The organism is Streptomyces sp. NPDC037401, assembly GCF_055602345.1.
On sequence record NZ_JBVJWO010000003.1, the window covers coordinates 99,341 to 125,015 of the forward strand.

General features: G+C 74.1%; 21 protein-coding genes. 14 read left to right on the forward strand and 7 right to left on the reverse strand.

From position 1 onward, the window contains the following. Nucleotides 1-34: 34 nt before the first annotated feature. Nucleotides 35-1,396, forward strand: a complete 1,362-nt coding sequence (locus ACZ7H1_RS03395; RefSeq protein ID WP_470783311.1) for an FAD-dependent oxidoreductase — start codon at nt 35-37, stop codon at nt 1,394-1,396. Here ACZ7H1_RS03395 and ACZ7H1_RS03400 read toward each other — a convergent pair. After that, nucleotides 1,386-1,736: an ArsR/SmtB family transcription factor gene (locus ACZ7H1_RS03400; RefSeq protein WP_470783312.1), complete on the reverse strand. Its 351-nt coding sequence runs from the start codon at nt 1,734-1,736 to the stop codon at nt 1,386-1,388. The genes ACZ7H1_RS03395 and ACZ7H1_RS03400 overlap by 11 nt on opposite strands. A gap of 220 nt (nt 1,737-1,956) precedes the next feature. On the opposite strand from ACZ7H1_RS03400, the gene ACZ7H1_RS03405 reads away from it, so the two are divergent. Beyond that, complete coding sequence (locus ACZ7H1_RS03405; protein ID WP_470783314.1) at nt 1,957-3,036, forward strand: NADH:flavin oxidoreductase/NADH oxidase; 1,080 nt, start codon at nt 1,957-1,959, stop codon at nt 3,034-3,036. 58 nt (nt 3,037-3,094) lie between these two features. Here the strand turns inward: ACZ7H1_RS03405 and ACZ7H1_RS03410 are convergent, their stop codons facing one another. After that, a complete protein-coding gene (locus ACZ7H1_RS03410) occupies nt 3,095-4,636 on the reverse strand; it encodes a wax ester/triacylglycerol synthase family O-acyltransferase (RefSeq protein ID WP_470783315.1) in 1,542 nt (513 codons plus the stop codon). A gap of 188 nt (nt 4,637-4,824) precedes the next feature. Between ACZ7H1_RS03410 and ACZ7H1_RS03415 the strand changes: the two genes are divergently transcribed. The 3 genes from ACZ7H1_RS03415 (at nt 4,825) to ACZ7H1_RS03425 (ending at nt 7,643) form a co-directional block, all read left to right on the forward strand. Next, the gene (locus ACZ7H1_RS03415) at nt 4,825-5,913 is read left to right on the forward strand and encodes a WD40/YVTN/BNR-like repeat-containing protein (protein ID WP_470783316.1); all 1,089 of its coding nucleotides are present in this window, start codon (nt 4,825-4,827) and stop codon (nt 5,911-5,913) included. A gap of 11 nt (nt 5,914-5,924) precedes the next feature. Continuing rightward, nucleotides 5,925-6,611 (forward strand): uracil-DNA glycosylase, encoded by a 687-nt coding sequence (locus tag ACZ7H1_RS03420; protein ID WP_470783317.1) that lies wholly within the window; start codon nt 5,925-5,927, stop codon nt 6,609-6,611. A gap of 96 nt (nt 6,612-6,707) precedes the next feature. Then, nucleotides 6,708-7,643, forward strand: coding sequence for a sirohydrochlorin chelatase (locus ACZ7H1_RS03425; RefSeq protein ID WP_470783319.1), 936 nt, complete (start codon nt 6,708-6,710; stop codon nt 7,641-7,643). Nucleotides 7,644-7,731: 88 nt separating this feature from the next. Here ACZ7H1_RS03425 and ACZ7H1_RS03430 read toward each other — a convergent pair whose 3' ends face one another. The 3 genes from ACZ7H1_RS03430 to ACZ7H1_RS03440 form a co-directional block, all read right to left on the reverse strand. After that, nucleotides 7,732-8,796, reverse strand: coding sequence for a lactonase family protein (locus ACZ7H1_RS03430; protein WP_470783320.1), 1,065 nt, complete (start codon nt 8,794-8,796; stop codon nt 7,732-7,734). 88 nt (nt 8,797-8,884) lie between these two features. Further along, complete coding sequence (locus tag ACZ7H1_RS03435; RefSeq protein WP_470783322.1) at nt 8,885-10,039, reverse strand: nitric oxide synthase oxygenase; 1,155 nt, start codon at nt 10,037-10,039, stop codon at nt 8,885-8,887. Nucleotides 10,040-10,129: 90 nt separating this feature from the next. Continuing rightward, nucleotides 10,130-11,668 carry an FUSC family protein gene (locus ACZ7H1_RS03440; RefSeq protein ID WP_470783571.1) on the reverse strand — a complete coding sequence of 513 codons (1,539 nt, stop codon included), beginning with the start codon at nt 11,666-11,668 and terminating at the stop codon, nt 10,130-10,132. Nucleotides 11,669-11,931: 263 nt separating this feature from the next. On the opposite strand from ACZ7H1_RS03440, the gene ACZ7H1_RS03445 reads away from it, so the two are divergent. The 5 genes from ACZ7H1_RS03445 to ACZ7H1_RS03465 all read left to right on the forward strand — a co-directional run bounded on the left by ACZ7H1_RS03445 (nt 11,932) and on the right by ACZ7H1_RS03465 (nt 15,196). After that, entirely contained in the window at nt 11,932-12,411 is a 480-nt protein-coding gene (locus ACZ7H1_RS03445) for an Lrp/AsnC family transcriptional regulator (RefSeq protein ID WP_470783323.1), read from the forward strand. Between the two features lie 75 nt (nt 12,412-12,486). After that, entirely contained in the window at nt 12,487-13,203 is a 717-nt protein-coding gene (locus tag ACZ7H1_RS03450; RefSeq protein WP_470783325.1) for an HAD family hydrolase, read from the forward strand. 60 nt (nt 13,204-13,263) lie between these two features. After that, nucleotides 13,264-13,509, forward strand: a complete 246-nt coding sequence (locus ACZ7H1_RS03455; RefSeq protein ID WP_470783326.1) for a hypothetical protein — start codon at nt 13,264-13,266, stop codon at nt 13,507-13,509. Nucleotides 13,510-13,525: 16 nt separating this feature from the next. Continuing rightward, nucleotides 13,526-13,990, forward strand: coding sequence for a hypothetical protein (locus ACZ7H1_RS03460; protein ID WP_470783327.1), 465 nt, complete (start codon nt 13,526-13,528; stop codon nt 13,988-13,990). Nucleotides 13,991-14,131: 141 nt separating this feature from the next. After that, nucleotides 14,132-15,196 (forward strand): NAD(P)-binding domain-containing protein, encoded by a 1,065-nt coding sequence (locus ACZ7H1_RS03465; RefSeq protein WP_470783572.1) that lies wholly within the window; start codon nt 14,132-14,134, stop codon nt 15,194-15,196. 51 nt (nt 15,197-15,247) lie between these two features. Here the strand turns inward: ACZ7H1_RS03465 and mltG are convergent, their stop codons facing one another. Beyond that, on the reverse strand, nt 15,248-16,090 hold the full coding sequence (gene mltG / locus ACZ7H1_RS03470) for an endolytic transglycosylase MltG (RefSeq protein WP_470783328.1): 843 nt from the start codon (nt 16,088-16,090) through the stop codon (nt 15,248-15,250). Between the two features lie 71 nt (nt 16,091-16,161). Then, nucleotides 16,162-17,997: an ABC transporter ATP-binding protein gene (locus ACZ7H1_RS03475; RefSeq protein ID WP_470783329.1), complete on the reverse strand. Its 1,836-nt coding sequence runs from the start codon at nt 17,995-17,997 to the stop codon at nt 16,162-16,164. Nucleotides 17,998-18,138: 141 nt separating this feature from the next. Here ACZ7H1_RS03475 and ACZ7H1_RS03480 point away from each other — a divergent pair, with 141 nt between their 5' ends. The 4 genes from ACZ7H1_RS03480 (at nt 18,139) to ACZ7H1_RS03495 (ending at nt 25,573) form a co-directional block, all read left to right on the forward strand. After that, nucleotides 18,139-18,579, forward strand: a complete 441-nt coding sequence (locus ACZ7H1_RS03480; RefSeq protein ID WP_470783330.1) for a MarR family winged helix-turn-helix transcriptional regulator — start codon at nt 18,139-18,141, stop codon at nt 18,577-18,579. 17 nt (nt 18,580-18,596) lie between these two features. After that, nucleotides 18,597-21,527 (forward strand): FAD-binding and (Fe-S)-binding domain-containing protein, encoded by a 2,931-nt coding sequence (locus ACZ7H1_RS03485; RefSeq protein WP_470783332.1) that lies wholly within the window; start codon nt 18,597-18,599, stop codon nt 21,525-21,527. 390 nt (nt 21,528-21,917) lie between these two features. Then, complete coding sequence (locus ACZ7H1_RS03490) at nt 21,918-23,795, forward strand: ABC transporter transmembrane domain-containing protein (RefSeq protein ID WP_470783334.1); 1,878 nt, start codon at nt 21,918-21,920, stop codon at nt 23,793-23,795. Beyond that, nucleotides 23,792-25,573 carry an ABC transporter ATP-binding protein gene (locus ACZ7H1_RS03495; RefSeq protein ID WP_470783335.1) on the forward strand — a complete coding sequence of 594 codons (1,782 nt, stop codon included), beginning with the start codon at nt 23,792-23,794 and terminating at the stop codon, nt 25,571-25,573. Before ACZ7H1_RS03490 ends, ACZ7H1_RS03495 begins: the two co-directional genes overlap by 4 nt. Nucleotides 25,574-25,675: the final 102 nt, after the last annotated feature.

The following is a 25,675-nucleotide window of genomic DNA, read 5'->3' on the forward strand; positions in this document are numbered from 1 at the left end:
CATGCTGAAGTCACCCTGCGGAAGGAGCACCGCCGTGCTTCGTGTCGCCGTCGTCGGTTCGGGCCCGAGCGGGGTCTACACCGCCCAGGTCCTCGTGCAGCAGCGCGAGGTGCCTGACGTGCGGGTCGACGTGCTCGACCGGCTGCCGTGCCCGTACGGCCTGGTGCGCTACGGCGTCGCCCCCGACCACGAGAAGATCAAGTCGCTGCAGGGCAGTCTGCGCACGGTGCTGGAGGACGAGCGGATCCGCTTCCTCGGCCACGTGGAGGTCGGCGGGCCGGAGCTCGGCACGGCCCGGCTGCTGGAGCTGTACCACGCGGTGGTGTACTGCGTCGGCGCCGCGCGCGACCGGCACCTGGGCATCCCCGGCGAGGACCTGGCCGGCGTACGGTCCGCCACGGCCTTCGTGTCCTGGTACAGCGCGCACCCGGACGCCGCGGCCGAGGCCTTCGGCCTGGACGGGGTCTCCTCCGCCGTGGTGATCGGAGCGGGCAACGTCGCCGTGGACGTGACCCGGATCCTGGCCCGCGGGGCCGCCGACCTGCACCCCACCGACATGCCGCAGCCCGCGCTCGGCGCGCTGGCGGACAGCGGGGTGCGCGAGGTGCACATGGTGGCCCGCCGCGGACCTTCGCACGGCAAGTTCACCACGAAGGAGCTCCGCGAGCTGGGCGGGCTGCCCGGCGTGGACGTGGCCGTCGACCCGGCGGAGCTCGCGCTCGACCCGGCCTACGCGGATCCGGCGGCGCTGCCGGCGGTGAACCGGCGCAACGTGGAAGTCCTGCGCGGCTGGGCCACGGCCGCGGCGGACCCGGCGGCGCCGCCCGCGCACCGGACGCTCGGCCTGCGGTTCTTCCTGCGGCCCGTGGAGGTGCTGGGCGACGGCGGCCGGGTGGCGGGCGTGCGCTTCGAGCGGACGGCGCCCGACGGCCGCGGCGGGGTGAGCGGCACCGGCACGTACGAGGACATCGCGGCGCAGTTGGTGCTCCGCTCGGTGGGCTACCAGGGCGTCCCGCTGCCGGGGCTGCCGTTCGACGGGCGCACGTGCACGGTGCCGCATGCGGCGGGCCGGGTGCTGCGCGACGGGGAGCCCTCACCCGGCGAGTACGTGGCGGGCTGGATCAAACGCGGCCCGACCGGCGTGATCGGCACCAACCGGCCGTGCGCCAAGGAGACGGCGGGCTCCCTGCTGGCCGACGCGGGGGCGCTGGCCGCCCGCCCGCTGCCCGGGGATCCGCTGGCAGCCCTGCGCGCGGCGGGCCTGCGGCCGGTGGAGTGGCCGGGCTGGATCGCCATCGAGCGGGCGGAGCAGGAACTCGGCCGCGCCCTGGGGCGCCGGTCCGTGAAGATCCCGGACTGGGCCGGTCTGCTGGGCGCGGCGGGCGTCACGCCGTAGCGAGCCGGGTCTCCTCGGCCGCCGCGGCGGACAGCACGCTGTCCAGCAACCCGGGGAAGAGACGGTCCAGTTCGTCCCGGCGCAGCCCGTTGAGCTTGGTGGTGCCCCGGTAGGTCTGGCGGACCACGCCGCTCTCGCGCAGGACGCGGAAGTGGTGCGTGGTCGTCGACTTGGTGACGGGCAGGTCGAAGTGCGAGCAGGACAGCTCGGCTTCCGCCCCGGCCAGCGCGCAGACGATCCGCAGGCGCAGGGGGTCGGAGAGCGCGTGGAGCACGCCGTCGAGGCGGATCTCGTGCGGCTGCGGGTGGGCGAGGGCGCGCTGGGCGGCCGGTTCGGTCACGTCGTCTCTCCACTCCCTCGGGCGGCCCCTCCACGGGGCCTTCCACGGCGCCTGCGGCGGCGCCGGTGACTCCATCGTACGAGACCTCTCGTACTTCGACGATCGTCGTAGTACGATGAGCGCCGTAGTACGATGAGCGCCGTAGTACGAAACCTGTCGAACTTGCTTGCCGTCCCGGCTGTCCGCACGCCCGCACGTCCGGGCGAGAACGGAGTTCCGCATGAGTGCCGCCCTCTTCGAGCCGTACGCCCTGCGCTCGGTCACCGCACCCAACCGGGTCTGGATGGCGCCCATGTGCCAGTATTCCGCGGCCCCCGAAGGGACGGGCGCGGGAGTGGCCGGAGACTGGCACTTCGCCCACTACGCGTCCCGGGCCGCGGGCGGGACCGGACTGATCCTCCTGGAGGCCACCGCCGTCTCCCCCGAGGGCCGCATCTCCCCGTACGACCTGGGCCTGTGGAACGACACCCAGACCGAGGCGCTGCGCCGCATCTCGGGCTTCCTCACCGAGCAGGGCACGGTGCCCGGCATCCAGCTGGCGCATGCCGGACGCAAGGCCTCGACCGAGCGGCCGTGGCGGGGCGGGCGGCCCGTGGGCCCCGAGGCGCACGGCTGGCAGCCGGTGGGACCGAGCCCCCTCGCCTTCGCCGAGGGCCACCCGGTGCCGAACGAACTGACGACCGGTGAGATCCGCGAGATCACCGGGCAGTTCGCCGCGGCGGCCGAACGGGCCCTGGCCGCAGGCTTCCAGGTCGTCGAGGTGCACGGCGCGCACGGCTACCTGATCGGCGAGTTCCTCTCCCCGCACAGCAACGAGCGCACCGACGAGTACGGCGGGGCCTTCGAGAACCGCACCCGCTTCGCGCTGGAAGTCGTCGACGCCGTCCGGGCCGTGTGGCCCGAGGAGCTTCCGCTGTTCTTCCGGATCTCCGCCACGGACTGGCTGGAGCAGGGCGGCTGGACCGCCGAGGACACGGTGCGCTTCGCCGCCCTGCTGCGCGGGCACGGGGTGGACCTGCTGGACGTGTCCACGGGGGGCAACGCCGCGGGCGTACGGATCCCCCTCGGCCCGGGGTACCAGGTGCCGTTCGCGGCGCGGGTCCGGAAGGAGACCGGCCTGCCGGTGGCCGCCGTCGGAATGATCACCGACCCGCAGCAGGCCGAGAAGATCCTCTCCAACGGCGAGGCGGACGCCGTTCTGCTCGGGCGGGAGCTGCTGCGCGACCCGTACTGGGCCCGCCGCGCGGCCCGCGAGCTGGGCGCCGAGGTGCGCACGCCGGGACAGTACGCCCGCGCCTGAGCGGGGCGAGGGCGAGGGCGGGGCCGATGGGGGCGGGGGTGGCCGGCGCCGGCCGTGGTCAGACGCCCGCCCGGCCCCGGTCTCCCGTCCCCGGTCCGCGGGGAGTTGCCTCGCCGGGCGCTCCTCCGCAGGGGGCGGACCCGCAGGCCGCGGGTTCGCAGGCCGCGGATTCGTAGGCCGCGGATTCGTCGGCCGCCGCCACCAGCCCGGCGAGCTCGGCGCGGATCGCCGCGGCCAGGTCCGGCAGGTCGGGCACCGACGCCGCATCGGCCACCAGTCCGTAGTGGACGGTGCCGCGGTAGGTGGAGACGGCGACCGCGAGGGACTGCCCGCCGGCGAGCGGCGCCAGCGGGTAGACCTCCCGCAGCGGGCTGCCCGCCAGCGCCAGGGTGAGGCCGGGCAGCGGCACGCTCGTGACCAGGATGTCGAAGAGCAGCCGGGCGGCCTGGGCCACCAGTGGGCCGCCCAGCCGGTGGCCCAGCGGGGGAACGTGGTCGGCGAGCAGCGCGACGGCACCCGCCCCGCGCTGCGGTCCCGCTTCCTTGTTGCGGTCCATCTCGGCCCGTACGGCCTCCAGCCGGGCCAGCGGCGCCGGCTCGGCGAGCGGGAGCCGCACGAGGTAGCCGGAGAGCCGGTTGCCGCCGGCGCCGCTCCCCCGGCGGCGGCGCGAGACGGGCACCAGCGCCCGCGGGCCCGCGCCCCGCACCGGTTCGCCCCGCGCGGCCAGCCAGCGGCGCAGGGCTCCGGCGACCACGGCGATCAGGACGTCGTTGACGGTGCCGCCGCTGGTCCGGCGGATCCGGTTCACCAGGTCCAGGTCCAGTGCCACCCCGGCCACGGCCCGCCGCCCGGGGTCGACACCGACGGAGGTGAGGCCGTCGGGGACGCCGAGGGGCAGTCCGGACCGGGCCACCGCCGCGCCGATCTCCAGGGCCTGGCCGAGGTCCTGGACACGGGAGGCGAGCACGGCCGGCAGCCGCTTCAGGAGCGGACGGCCCCAGGCGCCCGGGGTGCGCACGCCGGGGCGCGCATGCACGGTGCCCGCGCCCTGTGACCTTCCTGCCCTGCCCGCCCCGGCCGCCCCAGCTGCCCCAGCTGCCCCAGCTGCCCCATCGAAGAGTGACGCAGCCAGCGCCAGCGCGCCCAGGCCATCCGCGAGCGCGTGGTGGAACTTGAACAGCACGGCGAACGACCCGGTGCCCGGGCCGGCGGCGGGCCCCTCGAGCACGTGCGCCTCCCAGGGCGGCCGCTCCCGGTCCAGCGGCCGGGCCATCAGCTCCCCGGCGGCGGCGTACGGGTCCCTCCCGGCGCCCGGCCCGCCCGGTACTCCGGCAGCCGGTACGAGGAACACGTGCCGGGCCGGGTCGAAGCCGGCGTCCGGCTCCCAGACGGCGCCGCCCATCGGCAGCAGTACGTCGCGGATGCGGCGGCGCAGCCGCGGCACCGCCGCACAGCGCCCGGCCAGCAGCGCGGCCGCTTCGGCCGCCGCCCCGGGGCCCGAGGCGGTGAACACGGCGAGCGCACCGAGGTGCATCGGGTGCCCGGTGGACTCGATCCGCCAGAAGGCGAGGTCGAGCGGGGCGAGGTGTTCGACGGCCACGCACCGAAGTCAATCGTCCGACGCCACTTACGATCAAGTAGCCGCTCCGATTGGCCACAAGTCGTTCACTTTCGAAAACCCGGCTGTCCACCCGCCCCGTCCGCCGGGCCCGTGTCAGTGGCCGGGTGCAGAGTGGACGGAGGGACCGGACGACGACGTCCGCCCGTGACGTCCGGAGGTACTCCGCCATGACCGACGTACTCCTCACCGTGGGCACCCGCAAGGGACTCTTCCTCGGCCGCGGGCGCGGCGGCCGCTGGGAGTTCGACGGTCCCCACTTCAACGCCCAGGCCGTGTACGCAATCGCGATCGACCGGCGCGGGCCCGGCACCCGGCTCCTGGTGGCCGGCGACAGCTCGCACTGGGGCCCGTCGGTGTTCCACTCCGACGACTTCGGGGCGACGTGGACCGAGCCCGCCGCCCCCGCGGTCAAGTTCCCGAAGGACACCGGCGCCTCGCTGGAGCGGGTCTGGCAGTTGCACCCGGCGGGACCCGCGGCACCGGACGTGGTCTACGCGGGCACGGAGCCGGCCGCGCTGTTCCGCTCCGAGGACCGCGGGGAGACCTTCGAGCTGGTCCGGCCGCTGTGGGAGCACCCGACCCGGGACCAGTGGGTGCCGGGAGGCGGCGGCGAGGCCGTCCACACGGTTATCACCGATCCGCAGGACTCCGCCCTGGTCACCGTGGCGGTGTCCACGGCAGGGGTGTTCCGCTCCCGGGACGGCGGCGCGAGCTGGGCACCCTCCAACGACGGCGTCTCGGCCGTCTTCCTGCCTGACCCGGCGCCGGAGTTCGGGCAGTGCGTGCACAAGATCGCCCAGGACGCGGGCAACACCGACCGCCTCTACCTCCAGAACCACTGGGGCGTCTACCGCAGCGACGACGCGGGCACGAAGTGGACCGACATCGGCGCCGGACTCCCCTCCGACTTCGGTTTCGCGGTCGCCGCCCACCCCCACCGCCCCGACACCGCCTACGTGTTCCCGCTGAACGCCGACTCGGACCGGGTGCCCGCCGGGCACCGATGCCAGGTGTTCCGCACCTCCGACGCGGGCGGCAGCTGGGAGCCGCTGTCCGCCGGGCTGCCGCAGGACGAGCACTACGGCACCGTGCTGCGGGACGCGCTGTGCACCGACGATGCCGACCCGGCGGGCGTGTACTTCGGCAACCGCAACGGCGAGCTGTACGCGAGCGCGGACGACGGCGACAGCTGGCGGCTGCTGGCCTCGCACCTGCCCGACGTCCTGTGTGTGCGGGCGGCGGTGATCGACCAGTAGAGTGATCCGGCGTGGCAGCACGACCGTTGAACGAAATCGTCGAACCCGGCTGGGCGCGGGCACTGGAACCGGTGGCGGGGCAGATCGCCGCCATGGGCGACTTCCTGCGCGCCGAAGTGGCCGCGGGGCGCACCTACCTCCCCTCCGGCGCGAACGTCCTGCGCGCGTTCCAACAGCCCTTCGACGAGGTCAAGGTCCTCATCGTGGGCCAGGATCCGTACCCGACGCCCGGGCACGCCGTCGGGCTGTCGTTCTCGGTGGCGCCCGAGGTACGCCCGGTGCCGGGCAGCCTCGACAACATCTTCCGCGAGATGCACGCCGACCTCGGCCTGCCCCGGCCCGCGAACGGCGACCTCACCCCGTGGACACGGCAGGGCGTCCTGCTGCTCAACCGCGCCCTGACCACGGCCCCGCGCAAGCCCGCGGCACACCGCGGCAAGGGCTGGGAGGCCGTGACCGAACAGGCCATCCGGGCGCTCGCGGCCCGGGGCAAGCCCCTGGTGTCCGTCCTGTGGGGACGGGACGCCCGCAATCTGCGGCCCCTCCTCGGCGACCTGCCCGCGGTGGAGTCCTCCCACCCCTCCCCCATGTCCGCGGACCGGGGGTTCTTCGGGTCCCGCCCGTTCAGCAGGACCAATGACCTGCTGGCACGCCAGGGTGCACAGCCCGTGGACTGGAGCTTGCCCTCCGTTGAATGAAGGTATCTGACATTCAACGGATAAATACGGACAGATGCCGCCCGACCGGCCCCTGCCCGAACAGCCGGTCCGGGAAAGCCAGTAGCATGCGGCGCCATGAGCTCCCCCACTGGGCCCGCTGGCCTGCCTGTACGAATGCCGCGACCCCGCCAGACCGGACGGCACCGCCGTCCCGAGCCCGCGGCTGCGCCCGAGGGCGCGCCCGCGCTGGTGCTGGCGGTGCCCGGTGCCATTTCGGCCGCCTCTCGCTCGCTGGCGGAGGAGACCCTCAGCATCGCCCGGTCCGAGCTGCCCGGCCTCGACGCCCGCATCGGCTTCCTGGAGGGTGACTCGGACACCGCCGAGATCACGGCGGAGTTCCCGACGATCCAGGCCGTTCTGGGTGCGGTGGCCGCCGAGCGCGCCGCCCGCATCGAGTTCGCGCGCGCGGCCGGCCAGCAGGTCGCCGACCCGCAGGGCCCGGACGCCGTGGTGGTCCCGCTGATCGCGGGCCCCGACGGCGACCTGCTGCGCCGCATCCGGCAGGCCCTGATGGACAGCACCGCCGCCGCCGAGCTGGCCGACGTGCTGGGACCGCACCCGCTGCTCGCCGAGGCGCTGCACGTGCGACTGTCGGAGGCGGGCCTGGCCCGCGCCGACCGCGCCCGGCTGTTCACCGTGGCGACCGCCGCGGACGGGATCATCCTCGGCACCGTCGGTGGCGCGGAGGCCGTGCAGACCGCCGGCATCACCGGCATGCTGCTGGCCGCCCGTCTCGCCGTGCCGGTCATGGCTGCCGCGCTCGACCAGGAGGGCTCGGTGGCCGCGGTCGCCGAGCAGCTGCGGGGCTCCGGCTCGACGCAGCTGGCGCTGGCCCCGTACGTGATCGGCCCGGAGGCCCCCGAAGGCCTGCTGGACACCGCGTGCAAGGAGGCCGACTGCGCCACCGCCGAGGCGCTGGGCGCCTACCCGGCGATCGGCAAGCTCGCGGTGGCGAAGTACGCCGAGGCGCTGGGCATCGTCCAGCCCGCGCAGGGCGCGCCGGTCCGCTGACCGGCGGCGGCCCCGCCGCACCGCACCGCCGACAGGGCCCGCCTCCCCCACCCGGGGAGGCGGGTCCTGTCGCGTACGGGCGGCGCCGTCAGACCGGGGCGAAGACCACGCAGGAGGCGGCCGGCGCCTCGATGCTCCCGGTCCGGGCGGGCAGGCCCGTCGACGGGTCCACCTCGAACCAGGTCACGTCGCCCGAGCGCTCGTTCGCGGCGTAGAGCCGCCGCCCCGAGGGGTCGAGGGTCAGGTCGCGCGGCCAGTGGCCGCCGCAGCCCACCGTCCCGGCGTGCTGCACCTCCTCGCCCGAGCCGTCGAGCGCGAGGACCGCGATCGTGTCGTGGCCGCGTACGGCCGCCCAGAGGAACCGCCCGTCGGGCGAGGCCACCAGCGCCGAGGGATAGCCCCGCACGGCCTCTGAAGGCCCCTCCGGGGCGACCGGAACCTCCGCGACCGCTTCCACTGCCCCGACCTGCGGATCCCACCGGCAGACGGTCAGCACGGGCTCCAGCTCGTGCAGGACGTACAGCAGCCGGCCGCCGGGGTGGAACGCGAGGTGCCGCGGCCCGGTGCCGGGCCGCAGGAAGGTCTCGGCGTGGACCCGCAGCCCGCCGCTGCCCGGGTCGACGGCGCAGACCCGCAGCGAGTCGGTGCCGAGGTCCACGCTGAGCACCCACGGACCGCCCGGGGCCGCGACCACCTGGTGGGCGTGCGGTCCGAGCTGCCGGTCGGGGTCCGGGCCGGAGCCGCGGTGCTCCAGCACCCGGGCGGGCCCGTCCAGGGCTCCGTCCGCGCCGCGGGCCAGGGTGCTGACGCTCCCGGAGCCGTAGTTGGCGGTCACCAGCCACGGCCCGGTCAGGCACAGGTGGGTGGGCCCCTCGGCGGCCACCGGCACGGCCGGCCCGAGCGGCCGCGGCCCGTCCGGCGTCAGTGCGAAGGCCCCCGCAGCGCCCGCCTTGCCCTCGCTGACGGCATAGAGCACGGCGGCGTCCGGGTCGAGGGCGAGGAAGGACGGGTCGGCGACGGAGTCCGTCGTACCGAGCTCCGTGAGCGCACCCGTCCGCCCGTCGACGGCGGCGGCGGTGATCCCGCGGCCGCCCGCGGACGTGAACGACCCGATGTAGGCCCGGTACGCCCTGCTGTGGTTCTCGTCCTGCACGGGAACTTCCCCTCTCCCGCCGGCCGCCGGACCGGGCCGGTCCGGCCGACCGTAGCAGGTCTAGACCAAATCCCGGGCGCGTACCCCTCTACTCCTCCCCCACTTCCTCTCCCAGCCCGCGCCCCCTCGCCCGGTCCGCGGCCCCGGGGTGGTGCACGTACGCCGGGGTCCGCTCCGTCGTGTCGTACGTCCGGTGGAAGACCGGGGTCGCCGCGCCCGACATGGGCGGCACGATCCAGGACCAGTCCGCGCCCACCGCGCGGCCCTTGCGCTCCTCCCGGTCCAGGTGCGCCATGAACCGCCGGGCCTCGGTGTGGTGGTCCGCGATGGTGACCTCCGCCCGGTCGAAGGAGTCGAGCACCGCACGGTTCAGCTCGACCAGGGCCCGGTCCTTCCAGAGGGAACGGTCGCTGGCCGTGTCGAGGCCGAGCCTGCGGGCGACCGCGGGGAGCAGGTCGTACCGGTCGGTGTCGGCGAGGTTGCGCGCGCCGATCTCGGTCCCCATGTACCAGCCGTTGAACGGCGCGGCCGGGTAGCGGACGCCGCCGATCTCCAGGGTCATGTTCGATATCGCCGGGACGGCGTGCCACCGGAGCCCCCAGTCCGCCCAGCGGTCGCCCTCGGGGTGCTCGATCGGCACTTCCAGTACGGCGTCCTCGGGCAGTTCGAACCAGCGGGGCTTGTCGTCGCACCCCTGGACGACCAGGGGCAGCACGTCGAAAGACGTGCCGGGGCCGCCCGGCCAGCCGAGCCTGCGCACCCCCTCGGTGAAGGCCTCGTTGCGCGGGTCACCGAGGGGCTCGCCGTCCCGCATGCCGTATCCGGCGTACCGGATCAGCTGCTCGTTCCAGATCAGCGGGCCGGGGCGGCCGGGGATGTCCGGGGCGAAGACCGTGATGGTGGGCCGGATCCGGCCGCCGTTGGTCGCCTCGCGCAGATGGTCCGCGCAGGCCGCGGCGATGTCGTCGGCCCCGGTCAGCCCCCGGAGGTCCCGTACCCGCAGCGAGTTCCAGTAGAGGCGGCCGATACAGCGGTTGCTGTTGCGCCAGGCGACCCGGGCGCCGTGCGTGAGCTCCTCCGGCGTGTGCCGGTAGGTGCCCAGCACGTGTATCTCGTCACGGACGTCGTCCAGCCGGGCCTCCACGTCGCCGGCTTCCGGGTTCTCCCGGTGGTGGAGCCGGATGAACTCCTCTGCCGCTGCCCATACCTGAGCAGTCGTCGACCGCTGTCGCAGTGCTTCCATTCCGGTCGGTTACCCCCTGTCCGGCCAGATCCACCCGGGATGTGCCGGTGGAATGTGCTGTGAACAAGGACCCGTTGCACCCGTCCCAGGTCAGGCGGGTACGAGAGGCGCGCCCGGCTTCGTGTGCAGAGGTGCGGCAAGTTCCGCGAGCGCCCTCTCGAGGTCCACGAGGTGGATCAGGGCCGTGTCGGCTCCGGCGGCCGGCTCCGGCGACGCGGCCTCCGGCCGCGGCACCGCTGCCGGCGCGTGCTCCGCCGGCACCGCACGTCCCTCCGTGACCGCACCCCTGCGGTCGACGAGCGCCTCGACGGCGTCCTCGACCCGCGCGCAGGCCGTGGCCAGGCGGGAGTCGTGCGAGGCATCCGGGTCGGCGGCGACCGCGGCCAGTCCGCGGACCTGGCGGGCGCACTCGTCGAGCAGCACGAGGACCTGCCGGGCACGCGCCTTGCGGGCGCGCAGCGGGCTGAGCGGGTGGACCAGCGGCGCGAGCGCCATCCTCACCCGCCCGAGCAGCAGCTCCAGCTCCGCGGCGTGCGGAGCGGGATCGGCGTCCGGGTCACCGGCGAGCCGGCGAGCGCTGGCTGCCGTGCAGTTGCGCACGCAGTGCAGCGCCCGCTGGATCCAGGCGTCGTTCGCCGCGTGGGTGGTGACGGGGAGGACCAGGGTGACGGCGAGGGCAGCGCCCAGCGCCCCCACCGCGGTCTCCTCGAAGCGGAGCAGCAGCAGCCCGGGGTGGAGCACTCCGAGCAGCCCGTACAACAGTCCGGCCATGACGGTCACGAAGAACATCATCCAGCTGTACGAGGGGGCGGCCGTGTAAAAAATGCCGAACACGCACACGGCGACGAGAAATGCGGTAGGGGCGGGTGCGCCGCCCAGCGGGACGGCGACCAGCAGTCCGGCGGCGATGCCGACGACCGTGCCCAGCACCCGGCGGAAGCCGCGCACGAGGGTCTCGCCGCGCGAGGCGGTGTTCACGAAGATCCACCAGGCCGTGCCCACGGCCCAGTACCAGCGGTCCTCGGAGAGCGTCTGGCCCACGGCGAGGGCGAACGCGCAGGCAGCGGTGGCCTGGAAGGCCTGCCGCGTGGTGGGCCGGGCCAGTCCGCGGCCGGGCAGCGGCGGCGGCGCGGGGGCCGGCGGGGTCCGCCGTTCGATGGGCCACAGCAGGAAGCGCACGGCGCCCGAGGCGACGAGCGCGAGGCCGACGGCGGTGTAGAGCTCGGGCAGCTGGGCGGGAAGGGCGTGCAGGAACTGCGTGACGAAGAACATCATGAACGCGAAGATCCCGAGCGCGTGGCCGCGGGGGCCCCAGCGGCGGGCGTAGACCCCGCAGAGGACGACGGCCAGGAACGCGCCGTCCCGGGCGAGGGGCACTCCGTGCAGCGTGGTCGCGAGGGCGAGCACCGGGAATCCCGCGGCGGGCAGCAGGGCGGTGGTCACCCGCTGGGCCCGGACCGAGGCGTCGAGGACGGTGAACAGCGCCAGCAGGGCGGCGAGGCCGCCGGTGATGGACGCGGTCAGGGAGAGGCCGGCCAGTTCGGCCAGGGCGACGGCGAGAGCCACGCCGATGACGGCGCGCAGTGAGTTTCTGAGCCTGAGACGCCCCGGATCCGGAGCAACGAACATCCTCTTCACGGCGCTCGGCCGCCCCCTTGTGGTGCTTGGGTCGCCGGGCCGCGCCGCCCGGGGTGGGGACGGCCGTGAGCACGACGAAGGCACCGCGGTCCGGATCCGGCCTCGTCGCCGTCCGGCGCTGCGCGGCGCCGATTGTGCATGGGTACACCACAGATAAACATCTGAAGGGCTACTGGCTCAAGGCGCCCTCGGATGACTGGACCGTTGGTACAGTTTTCGGAAGAGAATTTCGGCCACGAGGAGGCCAACGGACCATGGCGGTGGACGAGCTCGACACCCGGATCCTGCGGCTGCTCATCGAGCAGCCGCGCACCAGCGTGCGCGAGTACGCGCGGTTGCTCGGCATCGCCCGCGGGACGCTGCAGGCGCGGCTGGACCGGCTGGAGCGCACCGGGGTGATCACCGGCACGGGTCCGGCGCTCTCGCCCGCCGCGCTCGGGCACCCGGTGCTGGCCTTCGTGCACATCGAGGTGACGCAGGGACACCTGGACGAGGTCGGGGATGCCCTGGCGTCCGTGCCCGAGATCATCGAGGCCTTCTCCATCACGGGCGGCGGGGACCTGCTGACGCGGGTCGCGGCCCGGGACAACGCGCATCTGGAGGACGTCATCCAGCACCTGATCCGGCTGCCGGGCGTGGTGCGCACGCGGACCGAGGTGGCGCTGCGCGAGCGCGTGCCGCACCGGCTGCTGCCGCTCGTGGAGTCGGTGGGCCGGGCCGCGCGCAAACACTGACATCCTGGTGGCGAGAAGAGCATCTTGCCAGATGTACGGATGATCACCAGAAATAAGGCAGGACGGTCACATCGGATGTTTTCGCTCATATTCGATCTCGACGGCACTCTCGTCGACAGCGAGCCGAACTACTACGAGTCCGGTCGCCGGACGCTGGAGCACCACGGCGTCCCCGGCTTCACCTGGGAGCAGCACTCCCGGTTCATCGGCATCGGCACGCGGGAGACCCTCGAGGTCCTGCGGGAGCGGTACGGCATCCCGGCGCCCGTGGACCAGCTGCTCGCCGAGCAGAACGCCGCGTACCTGGACCTGGCGCGCCAGGGCACCGAGGCCTATCCGCAGATGCGCAAGCTGGTGGAGCGGCTGCATGCCGAGGGGGTTCCGATGGCGGTGGCGTCCGGCTCCTCGCGCGAGGCCATCGACGCCGTGCTCGCGGGGACCGGTCTGGACGCGCTGCTGACGACGGTGGTCTCGGCCGAGGAGGTGCCGCACGGCAAGCCCGCGCCGGACGTCTTCCTGGAGGCGGCCCGGCGGCTGGGGGCGGACCCGGCCGATTGCGTGGTGATGGAGGACGCGGCCCCCGGCGCCCGGGCGGCCCACGCTGCCGGGATGGCGTGCGTGGCGATTCCGTACGTCCCCGGCACGGCGGCCGACCCGGCCTTCGCGACGGCGGACCTGGTGGTCGCCGACGGCCAGGCCGGGTTCAGCGCGGACGCGGTGTACGAGTGGCTGCGCACGCGGCCCGGCGCGCCCCGGAGCGGGACGAAACCGCCGCTGCCGACTGCCTCCTGAGCGGCCGCCGGGTTCCTAGGGTGCCGGGGACGGTAACCACCCTCCTCGGAAAGGTCTTCCATGAAGCAGAACCGACTGGCCGCCTCCGGCGCCGCCGCCGTGATCGCCGCCGGGCTGTCGCTGGTGGCGGTGGGCGCGGCCAACGCCGAGCCCGCCGCCAAGACGGAGCGCATCACCTCGGTGCAGGAGCTGCACGACAGCCTGAAGCAGGCCGTCTCGCAGGAGCAGGGCCGGCAGGCCACGCAGGGCTGGTCCACCGGGGGCACGGTGGGCCAGCTGGAATCCACCCAGTCCGCTTCCTGCTGACCGGGGGGTGACCACCGTGGGAACCGAGAACTCCACGACCACCTGGTGCCCGAGCGGCGTGGCGCACGCCCCCGAGGCCCTCGTCCTCGGGGTGCGGTCGGGGCCGCAGGGGCAGGTCGCGTACCTCGCCGAACCGGTGCCGGCGGCCGAGGTGCTCGGGGCCGTACCGGAGGGCATCGAGCCCGCCCGGGTCCTGCGGTTCGCCTCGCACTGCGTGTCGAGCTGCGCGAACCGGCGCGGCAAGGACTGCTCCCTGGTCGAGCGGGTGCTCACGCTCCCGCCCGACCCGCAGGCGCGGGCGGTCCCACGGTGTCACCTCCGCAACCGGTGCCAGTGGTGGCAGCAGACGGGCGTGGCCGCCTGTCACCGCTGCCCGGCCGTGTCCACGGCCAACCACGCGGACGACGGGCTGGCCACGCTGGTCGCCGACCCGAGCACCACCCCGGAGCAGCTGGAGGCCTGGATCGCCGCGGAGGGCTGAGCGGGCGCGCGAGCGGGCGGGAAGATCCTGCCGCGCCGTCCGGTTGGTAGAACCGTGAACAACTTCGCGGCACGGGAAGCACGAGAAGCACAGGACGACCGGTCGGTCGCACCGGCCGGTGACACCACCGGTGCGGCCGCCGTGGACGTCGTGGTGATCGGCGCCGGGCAGGCGGGCCTGTCCGGCGCCTTCCACCTCCGCCGGGCCGGACTGGTCCCCGGGCGGGACTTCGTCGTCCTGGACCATGCACCCCGCCCCGGCGGGGCGTGGCAGTTCCGCTGGCCCTCGCTGACGTACGGCAAGGTGCACGGGATGTACGCGCTGCCCGGGATGGAGCTCACGGGCGCCGACCCGGACCGCCCCTCGGCCGAGGTGATCGGCGACTACTTCACCGCGTACGAGCGCGCCTTCGGCCTCGGCGTGCTGCGGCCCGTGGACGTGACGGCGGTGCGCGAGGGGCAGGACGGGCGGCTGCTGGTCGAGTCGCCGGCCGGACGCTGGTCCGCGCGGGCGCTGATCAATGCCACGGGGACCTGGGACCGGCCGTTCTGGCCGCGCTACCGGGGCCAGGAGACCTTCCGCGGGCGGCAGCTGCACACCGCGCAGTACCCGGGGCCGCAGGAATTCGCGGGCGCCCGGGTCGTCGTGGTCGGCGGGGGCACCTCGGCCGTGCAGCACCTGCTGGAGGTGGCGGAGGTCGCGGCGGAGACGACGTGGGTGACGCGCCGGCCGCCGGTGTTCCGCGAGGGGCCGTTCGGCGAGGCGCAGGGGCGGGCCGCGGTGGCCCTCGTGGACGAGCGGGTCCGGCGGGGACTGCCGCCGCAGAGCGTGGTCTCGGTGACCGGGCTGCCGCTCAACGAGGCCGTGCGCCGGGGGCTGGAGTCCGGGGTGCTGAACCGGCTGCCGGTGTTCGACCGGATCACCGAGACCGGCGTGGCCTGGGACGACGGCCGCACGGTGGACGCGGACGTGATCCTCTGGGCAACGGGCTTCCGGGCGGCCGTCGACCATCTTGCGCCGCTGCGGCTGCGGGAGCCGGGCGGCGGCATCCGGGTCGACGGCACCCGCGCCGTGCGCGACGAGCGGGTGCACCTGGTCGGCTACGGGCCCTCGGCGAGCACGATCGGCGCCAACCGGGCGGGCGGCGCCGCCGTGCGCGAGATCCGGCGGCTGCTGGCGCGCGAACCCGCCGCCGTCGGGGGCTGAGCCGCGGGGCCGCACCGCGTGACGCGGCCGGGCACGCGGCCCGGCACGCCGTCAGGCGGTCTTGCGGGCGGCCGCGCGCAGCCGGTTGAACTCCGCGACGTGCCGCTTGTGCTCTTCGTAGGTCGCCGAGAAGCGCGTGTCTCCGGGCTTGACGGTGACGAAGAAGAGCCAATTGCCGGGGGGCGGGGAGACGGCGGCGCGCAGGGCGTCCGGTCCGGGGCTGTCGATGGGCGTGGGGGGCAGGCCCTGGCGCGCGTAGGTGTTGAACGGGTTGTCGATCCGCGTCTCGGCGAGGCTGGTGTCCACGGTCCTGCGGTTCAGGGCGTAGTGGAGCGTCGAGTCCATCTGGAGCGGCATGGAGCGGGCCAGCCGGTTGTGCACGACGCGGGCCACCTTGCCCATGTCCGCGGGGCTGTCGGCCTCTGCCTGGACGATGCTGGCGAGGGTCGCGGTCTGATAGGGCGTCATGCCGTGGGAGCGGGCGGCGTCCGCGACGGGACGGGCGGCGAGCCTGCGGTTGGCCGTGTCCACCATGTAGGCCAGCAGTCCCGCGGCCGTGCTCTTCGAGGTGACGGGGTAGGTCGCCGGGAAGAGGTAGCCCTCGGGGTTGCCCTTGGCCTCGGCGGGCAGAGCCAGACCGGCGGTCGCGACCGCCGACTTCGCGGTGCCCGGCGGGAGCTTCAGCTCGCGGTCCAGGGCCGCGTACACCTGCGAGGCGCGCCAGCCCTCGGGGATGAGCAGGTGGCGCGGCTGCTCGGGCCGCTCCTCGGGCTTCAGCCAGATCACCAGCAGAGCCGTCGCCGCCACGGCGAGCAGGACGCCCACGAAGGCGGTCAGCCTTCCGCGGCGGGTGAGTCGCGGGCGGCCGCGCCCGGTGCGGTACTCATCTCGCATGCGGGCACGCTAGCCCGCAGTACGGCGGTTTCCGGACATCCGAACGGCGTGCCGGTATGACGATCACACTTTTACGGGGTGGTGGGAGCCAGTTCTGCGTCCCGCCGGACGAGTGCGGCGTACCGCCCGTCGGCCCGCAGGAGTTCGTCGTGGGTGCCCCGCTCGGCGATCCTGCCCGCGTCGAGGACGACGATCTGGTCGGCGTCCCGGACGGTGGAGAGCCGGTGCGCGATGGTGATGGTGGTCCGCCCCTGCGAGAGGCCGTCGATGGCCTGCTGGACGGCCTGTTCGGTACGGGTGTCCAGGGCGCTGGTTGCCTCGTCGAGGATCAGCACCGGCGGGTCCCGCAGGATCGTCCGGGCAATGGCGAGGCGCTGCTTCTCGCCCCCGGAGAACCGGTAGCCGCGCTCGCCGACGAGGGTGTCGTACCCGTCGGGCAGCGAGGCGATGTGGTCGTGGATCTGTGCCGCGCGGGCCGCCTGGACGATCTCCTCGTCCGTCGCGTCCGGCTTGGCGAACCGGAGGTTTTCGGCCACTGATGCGTGGAAGAGGTAGGTCTCCTGGGAGACGACGCCCACGGAGCGGGCGAGCGAGTCGAAGTCCAGATCGCGCACGTCCGTCCCGTCGAGGGTGACGCGCCCGCCGGTGACGTCGTAGAGCCGCGGGACGAGGTAGCTGAGGGTGCTCTTGCCGGAGCCGGTCGCCCCGACGACGGCGAGCGATCCGCCCGCCGGCACGGTGATGTCGATCCCGGAGAGGGTGGGGCGGTCGGCTCCGCCGTGGCCGTCGTACGAGAAGTCCACGCCCTCGAAGCGGACGTCGCCCTTCGCCTGGTGGAGGCGGACCGGGTCGGCCCGCTCGGTGATCTCCACCGGCAGGTCGAGGTACTCGAAGACCCGGGCGAACAGCGCCAGGGAGGTCTGGATCTGGACGCCGGTGGACAGCAGGCTCACGGCGGGGCGGAACAGGCCCTGCTGGAGGGTCACGAAGGCGACGAGCGTGCCGACCGAGAGGGCGGGCGCACCGGGCTGGAGGGCCAGGCCCGCGGCCCAGTAGATGAGCGCGGGCATGGCCGCCATCACGATGCCGATGGTCGACATCCGCCAGCGGCCGGCCATGCTGGAGCGGACTTCGAGGTCCACCAGCTTCTCGGACTCTTCCGCGAAGGACCGGGTGAGGGAGTCGGCCCGGCCCATGGTGCGGCCGAGGAGGATGCCGCTGACCGAGAGCGATTCGGTGACCGTGGCGGCCATGGCCGCCATCTGTTTCTGGCGCTCCGTGGTGATCTTCTTGCGCTCGCGGCCGACCCGGCGGCTGATCCAGACGAACAGCGGCAGCAGGAGCAGCGAGACGACGGTCAGCCGCCAGTCCAGGGCGAGCATCGCGACGACGGTGGCGACGACGGCGGTGAGGTTCGAGACCAGCGAGGTCGCGGTGGACGTGACCGTGGCCTGCATGCCGCCGATGTCGTTGGCGATGCGGGACTGCACCTCACCGGTGCGGGTCCGGGTGAAGAAGGCCAGCGGCATCCGCTGGAGCTGGGCGTAGACGGCGGTGCGCAGGTCGTGCATGACGCGCTGGCCGACGGTCGTGGAGATCAGGGTCTGGAGGACCCCGAAGACGCTGGTGACGACGGCTGTGAGGATCATGCCGAGCGCAAGCAGGCTGAGCAGGCCCGTGCGGCCTTCTGGGATCGCGGTGTCGAGGATCTCCCGCAGCAGGAACGGCGAGGCCACCCCGACCAGCGAGGAGGCGGCGACGAGCAGGCCCACGACGGCCAGCCTGCCGCGGTAGGGGCGGAAGAGCCGCACGATGCGCCGCAGCTCCCGCGGCTGCTCGGCGGGCGCGGGGCGGGTGGGATCGAGGGGTTTGGACGACGGGGTCCAGGAGGGTCCTTCGGGACGCATGCGCCTCCTTCGTGTTTTCGGGCGTCTCCATGGTTTCAGCGTTTCGGCGTTCCCAGCGCACCACGCAGGACGGTGACAGAGTGAGCATAGGTGATTGTTACCTATACTCACAATGCACAACGTCCTGATAACGTTCCCGGTATGAGCAATGCCGATTCCGACGGCCTCCTGGCCGAGCAGCTGCTGCGGCTGACCCGCCGGCTCCACCGCATCCAGAAGCGCCAGCTGGAACCGCTCGGCATCACCCCGGCCCAGTCCCGGCTGCTGCGGACGGTCGCGCACTATGACCGAGCGCCCCGCATGGCCGATCTGGCCGCCCGCCTGGAAGTGGTCCCGCGCGCGGTCACCAGCCTCGTCGACGGCCTGGAGGCCGCCGGATGCGTGCGCCGGGCACCCGACCCGGCCAGCCGCCGGGTCGTCCGGATCGAGCTCACGGACACCGGCCGCGCCACGCTGCGGCAGCTGCGCAGCGCGCGCCGCGAGGCGGCAGAGGAGATCCTGGCTCCGTTGACCGCCGATCAGCGCGAGGTGCTCGGCGGTCTGCTGACCGCTCTGGCCGAGGGGCCCGAGCTCCGCTGCTGAGAAGGTGAGGGCCCGCCATGCCGCTGCTGGAGCCGAAGCCCGGGGCACTGCGCCCGCATTCCGTGGCCGGCCCCTCACCCGACCGGGTCCCCGAGCACCGCGCCGCGGGGACTCCCGGGACGCTGCGGGCGGAGCTCACCGCACTGCTGGGGCCCGACAAGGTGCTCTGGAAGATCTCCGACCTGGTGCGGTACGCCTCGGATGCCTCGCCGTACCGGTTCGTCCCGCAGGTCGTCGTGATCGCCGAGGACATCGACGACGTCTCCGCGGTCCTCTCGTACGCCCGCGGCAGGCAGCGCGAGGTCGTCTTCCGGGCCGCAGGCACCTCGCTCAACGGCCAGGCCCAGGGCGAGGACATCCTGGTCGACGTGCGCCGCCACTGGGCCGGGGTCGAGGTGGAGGACGGAGGGCGCCGGGCCCGGATCCGGCCGGGCACGACCGTCGTACGGGCCAACGCCGCGCTCGCCCGGTACGGCCGGGTGCTCGGCCCCGACCCGGCCAGCGCCATCGCGTGCACCATCGGCGGGGTCGTGGCCAACAACGCCTCCGGGATGACCGCCGGCACCACCCGCAACTCGTACCGCACGGTGTCCTCGCTGACGTTCGTGCTGCCGGGCGGCACCGTCGTGGACACCGCGGACCCGCTGGCCGACGAGGAACTGGCGCGCGCCGAACCCGCCCTGTGCGCGGGACTGATGGCGGTGAAGGCGGAGATCGAGGCGGATCCGGAGCTGGTGGCGCGGATCCGGGCCAAGTACGAGATCAAGAACACCAACGGCTACCGGCTCGACGCCTACCTCGACGGGCTCACGCCGGTCGGGATCCTGCGCGGTCTGATGGTCGGTTCCGAAGGCACCTTCGGATTCATCTCCGAGGTGGTCTTCGACACCCTGCCGCTGGACCGGGAGCTGTGCACCGGCCTGCTGTTCTTCCCCTCTCTGCCGGCCGCGGCGGCCGCGGTCCCGCTGTTCAACGACGCCGGGGCGCTCGCCGTCGAGCTGATGGACGGCAACACCCTGCGCGCCTCGGTGCGCGTCGCGGGCGTACCCGCCGACTGGGCCGCGCTCCCGCGCGACACCGCCGCCCTGCTCGTGGAGTTCCGCGCACCGGACGAGGCCGGGCGGCTGGAGTACGAGCGGCGGGCGGCCGAGGTGACCGCCGGGCTGGAGCTGGTGACCCCCGTGCCCTCGGTGACCAACACCTTCACCCGGGACCCGCAGGCCATTGCCGGGTATTGGAAGGCCCGCAAGGCCTTCGTGACCGCGGTCGGCGGCGCGCGGGACTCCGGCACCACCCTGATCACCGAGGACTTCGCGGTACCGCCCGCGCGGCTGGCCGAGGCCTGCGAGGCGCTGCTAGGCCTCCAGGCGGAGCACGGCTTCGACGCGGCCGTCGCGGGGCACGCCGCCCACGGGAACCTCCACTTCCTGCTCGCCTTCGACGCCTCGAAGCCCGCGGACGTGGCGCGGTACGCGGCGTTCATGGAAGCGTTCTGCCGGCTCACGGTGGAGCGCTTCGACGGCTCCCTCAAGGCCGAGCACGCCACCGGGCGGAACATCGCGCCGTTCCTCGAACTGGAATGGGGCGCCCGGGCCACGGAACTGATGTGGCGGACCAAGCAGATCATCGACCCCGACGGCGTCCTGGCGCCGCGGATCGTGCTCGACCGGGACCCCCAGGCGCACCTGCGCGGCCTGAAGACCATTCCGCAGGTCGAGGCGGTCGCCGATCCGTGCATCGAGTGCGGGTTCTGCGAACCGTCCTGCCCCAGCGGGGATCTGACCACCACTCCGCGCCAGCGCATCGTGCTGCGCCGCGAGATGATGCGCCAGCAGCCCGGCTCCACGGTCCTCGACGGGCTGCTGGAGGCGTACGGCTACGACGCCGTCGACACCTGCGCCGGGGACTCGGCCTGCCGGCTGGCGTGTCCCGTCGGCATCGACACGGGCGCGCTGATGAAGGACTTCCGGCACCGGCGGCACAGCCGGCGCGAGGAGCGGGTCGGCGCACTGACCGCGGAGCACTTCAAGGCCGTGGAGGCCTCGGCCCGGCTCGCGGTCGCCGCCGCGGAGAAGATCACCGCCGGGGTCGGGGACGGCCCGCTGCGCGCTGCCACGGCCGCCGCGCGCAGGGCCGTACGCCCCGATCTGGTGCCGGAGTGGCTGCCGCAGATCCCGGGGGCGGCGGCCCGCCGGCTGCCGCCGACGGCCCGGGTCGGCGCCGTGGCCGTGTACTACCCGGCGTGTGTGAACCGGATCTTCGGCGGACCACACGACGGGCCGTCGCTCCCGGAGGCGGTCGTGGCGGTGTCCGAGCGGGCGGGCAGGCCCGTGTGGATCCCGCAGGACGCGGCCGGAACCTGCTGCGCGACCATCTGGCACTCCAAGGGGTACGACGCCGGGAACCGCGTGATGGCCAACCGGATCGTCGAGGCCGCCTGGGGCTGGACGGCAGGCGGCCGGCTCCCGCTGGTGGTGGACGCGTCCTCCTGCACGCTCGGCATCGCGCACGAGGTGGTGCCCTACCTCACGGACGACAACCGCAGCCTGCACGCGGAGCTGACGGTCGTCGACTCCGTGGTCTGGGCCGCCGACGAACTGCTGCCGCGGTTGCAGGTGCTGCGCACGGCGGGTTCGGCGGTGCTGCACCCGACCTGCTCGATGCGCCATCTGGGTGACGAGGCGCAGCTGCGGGCGCTGGCGCAGGCCTGTGCGGACGAGGTGGTGGTGCCCGAGGACGCCGGGTGCTGTGCCTTCGCGGGCGACCGCGGGATGCTGCACCCGGAGCTGACGGCCGCGGCCACGGCGCGAGAGGCCGCCGAGGTGACGGCCCGGCACTTCGACCTGCACCTGTCGGCCAACCGGATGTGCGAGGTGGGCATGGACCGGGCGACCGGCCGCAGCTACCGCTCGGTCCTGCTGGAACTGGAACGGGCCACGCGGCCCTGACCCGACGGGCGGGACCCCGGGGCGCGGGGACCGAGGGGACCGAGGGGACCGAGGGGACCGAGGGGACCGAGGGGACCGAGGGGACCGAGGGGAGCAAGGGGACCGAGGGGAGCAAGGGGAGCAAGGGGACCGAGGGGACCGAGGGGACCGAGGGGAGCAAGGGGACCGAGGGGAGCAAGGGGACCGAGGGGAGCAAGGGGACCGAGGGGACCGAGGGGACCGAGGGGAGCAAGGGGACCGAGGGGAGCAAGGGTGGCCGAGGGGAGCAAGGGTGGCCGAGGGACCGAGGGTGGCCGAAGAGGGCTGAGGGCCGGGAAAAATCGATTGCGCCGGATGGATCCGGAAGGCGAACCTTGCACGGTTTCGACCACTCACCGAGCCAGGGGCGTCATGCAGATCAGCGACCTACCGTATCCGGATCCCGGGGTACCCGACGCCCGCTCAGGCCCCCGGTTCCTGCTGTGGCTCGGCCGCAACCAGCTGGGCGGCCAGTTCCGCAGCCTGGCCTGGGGACTGGTGCACCACTGCGGAGTCGCCGGGCTCCCCTTCGCCGTCGGTCTCGGCGTCGAGGCGGTCGTGGACCGCGACGGCGGCCGGCTCGCCCTGATCGGCGTCTTCCTCGTCCTGCTCGGCATCGCGATCTCGGTGGGCGACACGATGCTGCACCGCACGGCGGTGACGAACTGGATCACCGCGGCCGCGCGGGTGCAGCAGCTGTTGGCCCGCAAGACCGCGGAGCTGGGCTCGGCGCTGACCCGACGGGTCGCCGCGGGCGAGGTCGTGGCCGTCTCCACGGGCGACGTCGAGAAGATCGGCTGGTTCGTCGAGGCGGTGTCCCGCTTCCTGGCCGCAGCCCTCACCGTCGTACTGATCTGCGTCGCGCTGCTGGTGTACGCGCCCGCGCTCGGGATCGTCGTGGCCGTGGGAGTGCCGTTGCTGGCGCTGGCCGTGCTGCCGCTGCTGCCCCGGGCCACCCAGCGGGCCGACGTACAGCGCGAGAAGGCCGGAAAGGCCACCGAGCTGGCCTCGGACACCGTCGCGGGGCTGCGCGTGCTGCGCGGCATCGGCGGGGAGGAGCTGTTCCTCGGCCGCTACCGCGAGGCCTCGCAGGAGGTGCGCCGGGCCGCGGTGCGCAGTGCCCGCATGTGGGCGCTGATCTCCGCGGTCCAGGTGCTGCTGCCGGGACTGCTGCTGCTGACGGTGGTCGGGTACGGCTCCTCGCTGGCCCGCGACGGCCGGATCACGGTCGGTGAACTGGTCGCCGTGTTCAGCGCGGTGGCGCTGATGATGTACCCGCTGCGGCACTTCGAGGAGATCGCGATGGCGTACTCCTTCTCCCGGCCGTCGGCCAAGCGGGCCGCGCGGGTGCTGTCGCTGGCCCGCTCCGAGGCCGTGCAGGAGACCGCCGCGGTCCCGGCCCCGGCGCCGCATCCGGGCGGGGACCTGTACGACCCCGAGACCGGACTGCTGGCGTCCGCGGGCCGGTTCACCGCGGTGGTCTGCGGCGACCCGGACCTGGCGGGGCAGCTGGCCGAACGGCTGGGAGGGCACCCGGCCGAGGCCGGCGACGCCCCCTCGGCGCTGCTGGGCGGCGTGGCACTGGACGAACTGCCCCTGGAGACGGCCCGCACCTGCGTGCTCGTCCAGGACAAGGACCCGGTGCTGCTGTCCGGAACCCTGCGCGAACTGCTCGACGTACCGGCCTCCGGAGCGGTCGCGGCCGCCCCGGCGCTCGAGGCCGCGCAGTGCGGCGACGTGCTGGACGCGCTGCTCCAGTCCGCGCCGGACGGGGTCACCGACCCGATGGACGCGCGGATCACGGAGCGCGGCCGTTCGCTGTCCGGCGGCCAGCGCCAGCGGCTCGCGCTGGCCAGGTCGCTGGTCGCCGACCCCGAGGTGCTCGTGCTGGACGAGCCGACCTCCGCGGTCGACTCGCACACCGAGGCGCGGATCGCGGAGGGCGTGGCGGCGCTGCGCAAGGGCCGTACGACCGTGGTGCTGGCGTCCTCCCCGCTGCTGCTCGACCGGGCCGACCGGGTGGTGCTGGTCCACGACGGCCGGGCCGTGGCGGTCGGCACGCACCGGGAGCTGCTGGCCGGCGAGCCGCGCTACCGGGCCGTGGTCACGCGGGAGACCGAGGAGGAGCAGCGGGCGGCCGGTCTCGGCGGGCTGCCGGAACTCGCCGGACTCGAGGGCCCGGACGACATCGAAGACCTGGACACACTGTCAGGGATCCCGGAGATCTCTGAGATCGAGGAGTCGGCATGATCGGCGTGGCGCCCCCGGAGCACGATCCGGCGGCCCCTGAATCGGCGGCGACGCTGCCGGTGGGCACCCCCGCGACGGTACGGGCGTACGTGCGGGGGCTGCTGCGGCGGCACCGCCGGGCCTTCGTCCTCCTCGTGTCGGCCAACGCCGTCGCGGTGATCGCGTCCATGGTGGGCCCGTACCTGCTGGGCTCGGTGGTCGACGACCTCGCGGCGGGGGCCCGGGACCTCCATCTGGGCCGGGTGACCCTGCTGTTCGCCCTGGCGCTGGTCGTACAGACCGTGTTCGTGCGGACCATGCGGCTGCGCGGGGCGATGCTCGGCGAGGAGATGCTGGCGGATCTGCGCGAGGACTTCCTCGTGCGCTCGGTCGGCCTGCCGCCGGGAGTGCTGGAGCGGGCCGGAACCGGCGACCTGCTGTCCCGGATCACCACCGACATCGACCGGCTGGCGAACGCCATGCGGGAGGCCGTACCGCAGCTGTCCATCGGTGTGGTGTGGGCCGGGCTGCTCTACGGCGCGCTCGCGGTCACCGCGCCGCCGCTGGCCCTGGCCGCGCTGCTCTCGCTGCCGGTGCTGATCTTCGGCTGCCGCTGGTACTTCAAGCGGGCGCCGTCGGCGTACCGCTCGGAGGCGGCGGGGTACGCGGCGGTCGCGGCGGTGCTCACCGAGACGGTGGACGCGGGCCGCACGGTCGAGGCGCACCGCCTGGGCCGCGACCGGATCGGCCTGTCGGAGCGCCGGATCAAGGAGTGGACGCAGTGGGAGCGGTACACGCTGTTCCTGCGGTCGGTGCTCTTCCCGGTCATCAACGTCACGTACGTGACCATCCTGGGCGCCGTGCTGATGATCGGCGGCTACTGCGTGCTCCAGGGCTGGATGACGATCGGTCAGCTGACGACGGGTGCGCTGCTGGCGCAGATGATGGTCGACCCGATCGGCCTGATCCTGCGCTGGTACGACGAGCTCCAGATCGCGCAGGTTTCGATCGCGCGGCTGGTCGGCGTGCGGGACATCGAGCCGGACGCGGGTGACCGGGCGGTATCGCCCGAGGGTCGGCACGTCCGCGCGGACGAGGTGCGCTTCGGCTACCGCGAGGGTGTGGACGTGCTGCACCAGGTGTCGCTGGGCGTTCCGCCGGGCACCCGGATGGCGCTCGTCGGCCCTTCGGGCGCCGGCAAGTCCACGCTGGGCCGGCTGCTCGCGGGCATCTACGCACCGCGGACGGGCGAGGTCACGCTCGGCGGGGCGCAGCTGTCGCGGATGCCGGCGGAGCGGGTGCGTGAGCACGTGGCACTGGTCAACCAGGAGCACCACGTGTTCGTGGGCTCGCTGCGCGACAACCTCCGGCTGGCCCGGGAAGGTGCCGGGGACGCCGAGCTGTGGGCGGCGCTGGGCGCCGTCGACGCGGACGGCTGGGCGCGGGCGCTGGACGAGGGCCTCGATACGGAGGTCGGCTCCGGCGGCAGTGCCCTGACCCCGGCGCAGGCCCAGCAGATCGCTCTGGCGCGGCTGGTGCTCGCGGACCCGCACACGCTGGTGCTGGACGAGGCGACCTCGCTGCTCGACCCGCGGGCGGCGCGCCATCTGGAGCGCTCGCTCGCCCGGGTGCTGGACGGCCGTACGGTCATCGCGATCGCGCACCGGCTGCACACCGCGCACGACGCGGATGTGATCGCGGTGGTCGAGGGCGGCCGGATCAGCGAGCTGGGCAGCCACGACGAGCTGGTCGCCGCGGACGGTGCGTACGCGGCGCTGTGGCGGTCCTGGCACGGCTGAGCCACCGGCCCCTGCGCGAGCGGGGGCCGGACGGGAGCGGGGGGGGGGGGGGGGGGGGGGGGGGGGGGGTGCTGCCAGTCCGGTGGGTGGAGAAAAGGGGGT

Coding starts and splice junctions, on each gene's coding strand:
- ACZ7H1_RS03405 (WP_470783314.1), top strand. CDS start 1,957: ATGAGTGCCGCCCTCTTCGAGCCGTACGCCCTGCGCTCGGTCACCGCA.
- ACZ7H1_RS03415 (WP_470783316.1), top strand. CDS start 4,825: ATGACCGACGTACTCCTCACCGTGGGCACCCGCAAGGGACTCTTCCTC.
- ACZ7H1_RS03425 (WP_470783319.1), top strand. CDS start 6,708: ATGAGCTCCCCCACTGGGCCCGCTGGCCTGCCTGTACGAATGCCGCGA.
- ACZ7H1_RS03435 (WP_470783322.1), bottom strand. CDS start 10,039: ATGGAAGCACTGCGACAGCGGTCGACGACTGCTCAGGTATGGGCAGCG.
- ACZ7H1_RS03440 (WP_470783571.1), bottom strand. CDS start 11,668: ATGTTCGTTGCTCCGGATCCGGGGCGTCTCAGGCTCAGAAACTCACTG.
- ACZ7H1_RS03445 (WP_470783323.1), top strand. CDS start 11,932: ATGGCGGTGGACGAGCTCGACACCCGGATCCTGCGGCTGCTCATCGAG.
- ACZ7H1_RS03450 (WP_470783325.1), top strand. CDS start 12,487: ATGTTTTCGCTCATATTCGATCTCGACGGCACTCTCGTCGACAGCGAG.
- ACZ7H1_RS03455 (WP_470783326.1), top strand. CDS start 13,264: ATGAAGCAGAACCGACTGGCCGCCTCCGGCGCCGCCGCCGTGATCGCC.
- mltG (WP_470783328.1), bottom strand. CDS start 16,090: ATGCGAGATGAGTACCGCACCGGGCGCGGCCGCCCGCGACTCACCCGC.
- ACZ7H1_RS03475 (WP_470783329.1), bottom strand. CDS start 17,997: ATGCGTCCCGAAGGACCCTCCTGGACCCCGTCGTCCAAACCCCTCGAT.
- ACZ7H1_RS03480 (WP_470783330.1), top strand. CDS start 18,139: ATGAGCAATGCCGATTCCGACGGCCTCCTGGCCGAGCAGCTGCTGCGG.
- ACZ7H1_RS03485 (WP_470783332.1), top strand. CDS start 18,597: ATGCCGCTGCTGGAGCCGAAGCCCGGGGCACTGCGCCCGCATTCCGTG.
- ACZ7H1_RS03490 (WP_470783334.1), top strand. CDS start 21,918: ATGCAGATCAGCGACCTACCGTATCCGGATCCCGGGGTACCCGACGCC.
- ACZ7H1_RS03495 (WP_470783335.1), top strand. CDS start 23,792: ATGATCGGCGTGGCGCCCCCGGAGCACGATCCGGCGGCCCCTGAATCG.